Here is a 6,148-nt window from a genome sequence, read left to right on the forward strand (position 1 = left end):
CCGCCTCCTGAACGGACGACAGGTTAGCAGCCGGTGAACGCTGTCCGACGAGCCGTACGCTCAGCACTCGATCACGTTGACGGCCAGGCCGCCGCGCGCCGTCTCCTTGTACTTGACCTTCATGTCGGCGCCGGTCTCCCGCATGGTCTTGATGACCTTGTCGAGCGAGACGGCGTGCACCCCGTCGCCGCGCAGCGCGAGCCGGGCGGCGGTGATCGCCTTGATGCTAGCCACCGCATTGCGCTCGATGCAGGGTATCTGCACCAGGCCGCCCACGGGGTCGCAGGTCAGCCCGAGGTTGTGCTCCATGCCGATCTCGGCGGCGTTCTCCACCTGCGCGGGCGTGCCGCCCAGCGCCTCGGCCAGCCCGGCGGCGGCCATCGAGCAGGCTGACCCGACCTCGCCCTGGCAGCCCACCTCCGCCCCGGAGATCGACGCGTTCTCCTTGAACAGCACCCCGATCGCGCCGGCCGCCAGCAGGAACCGCACCACCCCCTCGTCGGTGGCCCCCGGCACGAACCGCGTGTAGTAATGCAGCACCGCGGGGATGATCCCGGCCGCCCCGTTGGTCGGCGCGGTCACCACCCGGCCGCCGGCCGCGTTCTCCTCGTTGACGGCAAGGGCGAACAGCGTCACCCAGTCCATCACGTGTAGCGGATCCCCCGCCGCGTGGACGCTCATCGCCGGGCTGGGGGCGCCCAGCCCGGCGTCGCCGAGGCTGGCGGTGTGGGCGGCCTCGGCCTCCAGGCTGCGGCGCAGCTCGGCGGCGCGGCGGCGCACCTTCAGGCCGCCGGGCAGCGTGCCGTCGCGGGTGCAGCCGCGCTCGACGCACTCCTGCATCACCCGCCAGATGTCCAGCAGACCGGCCCGCACGTCCGCCTCGGCCCGCCAGGACAGCTCGTTGGCGAGCATCACCTCGCTGATGGACAGCCCGGTCTCGGCGGTCACGTCGAGCAGCTGCGCGCCGGTCAGGAACGGGTACCGCACCCGGGTGCTGTCCGGCTTGATCCGATCCGCCCCGGCCGCTGCCTCGTCGACCACGAACCCGCCGCCGACGGAGTAGTAGGTACGCGCCCTGACCTCGGCCCCTGCGGCGTCGTACGCCGAAAAGATCATCCCGTTCGGGTGGTACGGCAGCGACCGGCGGCGGTGCAGGACCAGATCCCGGTCCGGGTCGAAGTTGATCTCGTGTGTGCCGAGCAGGGCCAGCCGAAGCTCAGCCCGGATCGCGGTCACCCGCGCCTCGACGCAGTCGGTGTCGACCGACTCCGGCGCCTCGCCGGTCAGGCCGAGCAGCACCGCACGGTCGCTGCCGTGGCCGTGCCCGGTGGCGCCGAGAGAACCGAACAACTCCGCCCGCACCCGGACGACATCGGTGAGCAGACCGTCGGCCTTGAGCCCCGCGACGAACGTACGCGCCGCCCGCATCGGCCCCACCGTGTGCGAGCTGGACGGCCCGATGCCCACACTGAACAGGTCGAACACACTGATCATGACTGCACTTCCTCGCCCCGCCGGTGTTGCCGGTCAGCGGCCGTTCGGGGCAGGTTCCGCTACCTGGAGCCGGCCCGGTCGTGGCCGGTCATCAGGGTGGCCCGGCCGTGGCTGGCACCCCGGGTAAGGGGTGCCGACCGGCGAGCCTACTACCCGAAACCCCCGCCGACCTGTCCTCCGGTTACCCACCGGTTTATGGATCACGCGTTCCCGGACCGCCCCAAGATCGGGCGCGACGTTCTTACCGCACGGGTAAGTACCTACGGGTCGGCGAGCTGGTGTTCCTCCTCGGGACCGAGGGCACGGCGGCCGCCCGCTCCTAGCGTTGGGACCAGGAGCGGCGGATCGCCGCAGAGGGGAAGTGCACGATGAGCCGCAAACTCGTCCGGCCCCGCGAGGGGCGCATGTTCGCCGGGGTCTGCGCGGGTCTGGCCCAGCGCTTCGGCACCTCGGTCGGGCTCATCCGGCTGCTGTTCCTGTTGTCGCTGCTGCTGCCCGGCTCCCAGTTGATCATCTACCTGGCGCTCTGGATCATCATGCCCAACGAAGACCGCTACCTCATCCACGGCCGCTGACGTGACCGCCGGTGCCGGGCACCGGCGGCCCGCGTCGCGGGTCAGGGGGCGAGGTACGTGACGGTCACCTGCTCGAAGCCGAGCGAGCGGAGCAGCCCCTCCAACATCTTGCGGGTGTTCTCCTCGGCCCGGGCGATCAACCCGCTCTCCCGAGCGGCGGCGGTGATCCGATCCTCGGCCAGCCGGTAGACCTGCTGCTGCCGGTTCGGGTCGCCGCCGATCAGTTCGCCGACCCGGTTGAGCAGGCCGCGCTCCTCGGCGAACACGTAGCTCTTGTCCAGGTCGAGGTTGGTCTCGGCGAGCTGCGGCGCGGGCAGCTTGATCTCGACCGACCTGCCGTCGGCCGACTGCACGATCGCCCCCTCGGCGAGGGCGCCGAAGTCGACGTACGCCTCCACGCTGCCCGCACCGACGAAGAGGGTCCGCTGGTTGAGCAGCCAGTCCGGCACGTTGCGCCGGTCGTTCTGCAGGTCGACCACGACCTGGAAGTTGCCCTCGGCGGCCACGTAGCGGCTGAGGTCCTGCATCGACTCGAGCAGTGCGGGCTGGCTGCGGTCGGTCTGCTCCTTGGTGAAGGGGTTGCGGAACTCGGGCAGGATCCCGGTGGTCTGCACACCGAGCAGCACCACCACCGCCAGCGCCGCGGCACCGAGCACCCAGAGCAGGGCGCGCACCGCGCCGCCGCCCTGCTGCGACGGCACGTCCGGCCGGTCTGTGAGCAGGTCGCCGTCAGAAAACTTGCTGGTGGGCTCCTTGATGTCGCCGTCGCGTGCCATCGCCCTCACCGTCCTCGTCAGACGCGTTGTCTGTTGATGACGTTAAGCCCAACGTGCGACACCCGCTCGCCGAGCCAGACTCAGGTGAAGGCGGAGACGCCGGTGAGCTTCTGCCCGATCACCAGCTGGTGGATCTCCGAGGTGCCCTCGTACGTCAGCACGCTCTCCAGGTTGTTGGCGTGCCGCATCACCGGGTAGTCCCCGGAGACCCCGTTGGCGCCGAGGATGGTCCGGCACTGCCGGGCGATGGCCAGCGCCTCGCGTACGTTGTTGAGCTTGCCCACGCTGACCTGCTCGGGACGCAGCTTTCCGGCGTCGGCGAGCCGGCCGAGTTGGAGCGCCACCAGATAGCCCTTGTTCCACTCGACCGCCATGTCGGCGAGCTTGGCCTGGGTGAGCTGGAAGCCGGCCAGCGGCCGGCCGAACTGGGTGCGGGTGGTCGCGTACGACAGGGTGGTCTCCAGGCAGTCGCGGGCCGCGCCGAGGGCGCCCCAGACGATGCCGTGCCGGGCCTCGGTCAGACAGCTCAGCGGCGCCTTGAGCCCGACCGCGCCGGGCAACTGCGCGTCCGCCGGCAGCCGGACGTCGTCGAGCGAGATCTCCCCGGTCACCGAGGCACGCAGCGACATCTTGCGGCCGATCTCGCGCGCCGCCACGCCGCGCGTGTCCATCGGTACGGCGAAGCCTCGTACGCCCTCGTCGGTGCGCGCCCAGATCACCGCCACGTCGGCGATCGGCGCGTTGGTGATCCACATCTTGGTGCCGGTGAGCACCCAGTCGTCGCCGTCCCGGCGGGCCCGGGTGGCCATCGACGCCGGGTCGGAGCCATGATCCGGCTCGGTCAGCCCGAAACAGCCGATCGCCTCACCGGTCGCCATCGCCGGCAGCCAACGCTGCTTCTGCTCCTCGCTGCCGTAGCGCCAGATGGCGTACATGGCCAGCGAGCCCTGCACCGAGACCAGCGACCGGACGCCGGAGTCGCCGGCCTCCAGCTCCAGGCAGGCCAGCCCGTACGCGACGGCCGTCGAGCCGGCGCAGCCGTACCCGGTCAGGTGCATGCCGAGCAGGCCGAGCTTGCCGAACTCGCGGGCCAGTTCGCGGGCCGGCACCTGGCCCGCCTCGTACCAGCCGGCGACCTGCGGGCGTACCCGGTCGTCGATCAGCTGGCGCACGACGGCGCGGATCTGCCGCTCCTCCTCGGTCAGCGACGAATCCAGGTCGAGCAGGTCCATGGCGCTCACGGCGACCACCTTAACGAACGCTCAGCCGGCGGCGGGAGTCACTCGACCGCCTCGGCGAGCACGAGCACCCGGGCGTGGATCTGGTTGCGCTGTTGCAGCGCGGCGCGCAGCGCGCGGTGCAGGCCGTCCTCCAGGTAGAGGCCGCCGTTCCACTGCACCACGTGCGGGAAGAGGTCGCCGTAGAAGGTGGAGTCCTCGGCCAAGAGCTTGTCCAGCGCCAGCTCGCGCTTGGTGGTGATGAGCTGGTCCAAGCGCAGCGGCCGGGGCGGGATCTCCGCCCACTGCTTGAGTGTCAGGTTGTGTTCCGGGTAGGGACGCCCGTCCCGGACCGCTCTGAAGATCACGACGGCACGCTCCCCTCCCCCTGGCCGGGCCGAGCCACGACGCCGGGCCGGGTCGCGGCGTGGCACCACGACCCGCGGCGCCCATGACCGTGCCAGCGTAGCCGCACCACGCACCCCACGTTCTGCTCCCTGATGCCAGTTTCGCTACTGGTCGTCCGGTTCTCAACGGGACGAACCCACCAGTTCGGGTCAGCTCCACCGCCCCCGTCGGACGACCTCCTCCACCGGACGACGCCCCCGACGCAGTGATGGTGACCGGTGGTCCGGGGCACGGTAACCGATGGTGAGTGCCCCGATCGGGTGGTACGCCTCGGGCACGCCGAACGCCTCACGGTAGGCATCCAGCCGGTGCGGTGGGATGCCGAAGAAGCACGAGCCGAGCCCCTCGTCGACGGCGGTCAGCAGCATCAGCAGGGCGGCGAAGCCGGTGTCGACGTACCAGTACGGCACCGGCCAGCGGTCCGTCGACCGGTCCGCCCAGCCCTTGTCCGGTTCGGCGTAGCGCTCCAGGTAGACCGAGCGGTTGGCGTGCGGCACCACGATCAGCGGGGCCCGCCGCATCCCGGTCAGCCAGCGTTCCATCCCGCCGCCCTCCGGGGTGCTGGCCGCCCAGAAGCGCTCCCGGTCGGCCGGCTCCTCCAGCACCAGAAACCCCCAGCCCTGGGAGAACCCGGCCGACGGGGCGCGCACCGCATGATCCAGCAACCGGTCCACCACCTCCGGCGGAACCGGGCGGTCCGGGTCGTAGTTGCGCACCATCCGACGGTGCCGGACGACCTCCGCGAACTCCACGCTGCTCTCCTTACTCGCCCGTCAGACCCGGCACCCGCCCGCTCAGACCCCGGGCCGGACGCCCCAGACGCCGCGCCAGGTGTCGCCGGGCGCCAGGGTGATCAGATCGCGGCCGGAGCGGAACGCGTCCGGCGGGCAGGTCATCGGCTCCACCGCCACCGACCGGCGGAACCGGTCGCCGGCGAGCGTGTCACCGGTGTAGACCTGCCACCAGCCGAACTGGTCGTCGGCCCAGATCCGCAGCCCGGCCGAGGTGTCCGGGCCGGTGAGCGTCACCGTGGAGCCGCCGTCGGCCTCGCGCACCACCTGGCCGAAGGCGAGGTCCAGCACCGCCTCGCCGATCCGGCGCGGCTCGGTGTAGTCGTACTCGGTGCCGGCGACCCGGGTCGCGCCCACCGGCAGCAGCCGGCCGTCCAGCAGCAGCCGGGTCTGCCCGGGCACCCGCAGCGCGATGTCCTCCACCGGCACCTCGGGCAGCCGCAGGTACGGGTGCACGGAGAAGCCGAACGGCGCCGGCTCGGTACCGGTGTTCGTCACCTCGTGCTCGGCGCGCAGCCCGTCCGGCCCCACGCTCCACCGGGTACGCAGCCGCAACGGCCACGGGTACCCGATCTGCGGCGGCAGGTCGTAGCCGACCGTGACCTCGTCCGGACGCTGCTCGATCAACTGCCACGAGGACCAGTTGACCAGGCCGTGGATGGCGTTGTGCCGCTCCGGCTCGGTGAGGGTGAGCTGCAACGACCGCCCGGCGTAGGTGTACGCGCCGTCCCGGATCCGGTTCGGCCAGGGGGCGAGCACCTGCCCGGCCGAGCCGGGGCACAACTCGTCGGTGGCGTACCCGTCGAGGTGCTCGACACCGTCCTGCCGGTAGGTGCGGACCCCGCCGCCCACCTCGACGATGACCGCCTCGTGTCCGGCGGCGGAAA

7 protein-coding genes are annotated in these 6,148 nt (G+C 71.6%); 1 reads left to right on the forward strand and 6 read right to left on the reverse strand.

From position 1 onward, the window contains the following. Positions 1-60: 60 nt before the first annotated feature. A complete protein-coding gene (locus AB0M52_RS07330) occupies positions 61-1,494 on the reverse strand; it encodes an L-serine ammonia-lyase (protein WP_363950137.1) in 1,434 nt (477 codons plus the stop codon). 368 nt (positions 1,495-1,862) lie between these two features. Between AB0M52_RS07330 and AB0M52_RS07335 the strand changes: the two genes are divergently transcribed. Continuing rightward, on the forward strand, positions 1,863-2,069 hold the full coding sequence (locus AB0M52_RS07335; protein ID WP_363950140.1) for a PspC domain-containing protein: 207 nt from the start codon (positions 1,863-1,865) through the stop codon (positions 2,067-2,069). A 41-nt stretch (positions 2,070-2,110) separates the two neighbouring features. On the opposite strand, the gene AB0M52_RS07340 is transcribed toward AB0M52_RS07335, so the two are convergent. The 5 genes from AB0M52_RS07340 to AB0M52_RS07360 all read right to left on the reverse strand — a co-directional run. After that, complete coding sequence (locus AB0M52_RS07340; protein WP_363950142.1) at positions 2,111-2,845, reverse strand: DUF4230 domain-containing protein; 735 nt, start codon at positions 2,843-2,845, stop codon at positions 2,111-2,113. Between the two features lie 80 nt (positions 2,846-2,925). Further along, entirely contained in the window at positions 2,926-4,086 is a 1,161-nt protein-coding gene (locus AB0M52_RS07345) for an acyl-CoA dehydrogenase family protein (protein ID WP_363950145.1), read from the reverse strand. 38 nt (positions 4,087-4,124) lie between these two features. After that, complete coding sequence (locus AB0M52_RS07350; RefSeq protein WP_111214238.1) at positions 4,125-4,430, reverse strand: type II toxin-antitoxin system VapB family antitoxin; 306 nt, start codon at positions 4,428-4,430, stop codon at positions 4,125-4,127. 189 nt (positions 4,431-4,619) lie between these two features. Further along, positions 4,620-5,222, reverse strand: a complete 603-nt coding sequence (locus AB0M52_RS07355; RefSeq protein ID WP_363950148.1) for a nitroreductase family protein — start codon at positions 5,220-5,222, stop codon at positions 4,620-4,622. Between the two features lie 42 nt (positions 5,223-5,264). Beyond that, positions 5,265-6,148: aldose 1-epimerase family protein (locus AB0M52_RS07360; protein ID WP_363950150.1), on the reverse strand; the 884-nt coding region annotated here is incomplete at its 5' end.

The organism is Micromonospora sp. NPDC051296 (assembly GCF_040682255.1).
In the GTDB taxonomy this organism is placed as follows: domain Bacteria; phylum Actinomycetota; class Actinomycetes; order Mycobacteriales; family Micromonosporaceae; genus Micromonospora; species Micromonospora craterilacus.

Bases quoted from the DNA above. Each gene is read 5' to 3' on its own strand.
- AB0M52_RS07335 (WP_363950140.1), top strand. From the start codon at position 1,863: ATGAGCCGCAAACTCGTCCGGCCCCGCGAGGGGCGCATGTTCGCCGGG.
- AB0M52_RS07340 (WP_363950142.1), bottom strand. From the start codon at position 2,845: ATGGCACGCGACGGCGACATCAAGGAGCCCACCAGCAAGTTTTCTGAC.
- AB0M52_RS07330 (WP_363950137.1), bottom strand. From the start codon at position 1,494: ATGATCAGTGTGTTCGACCTGTTCAGTGTGGGCATCGGGCCGTCCAGC.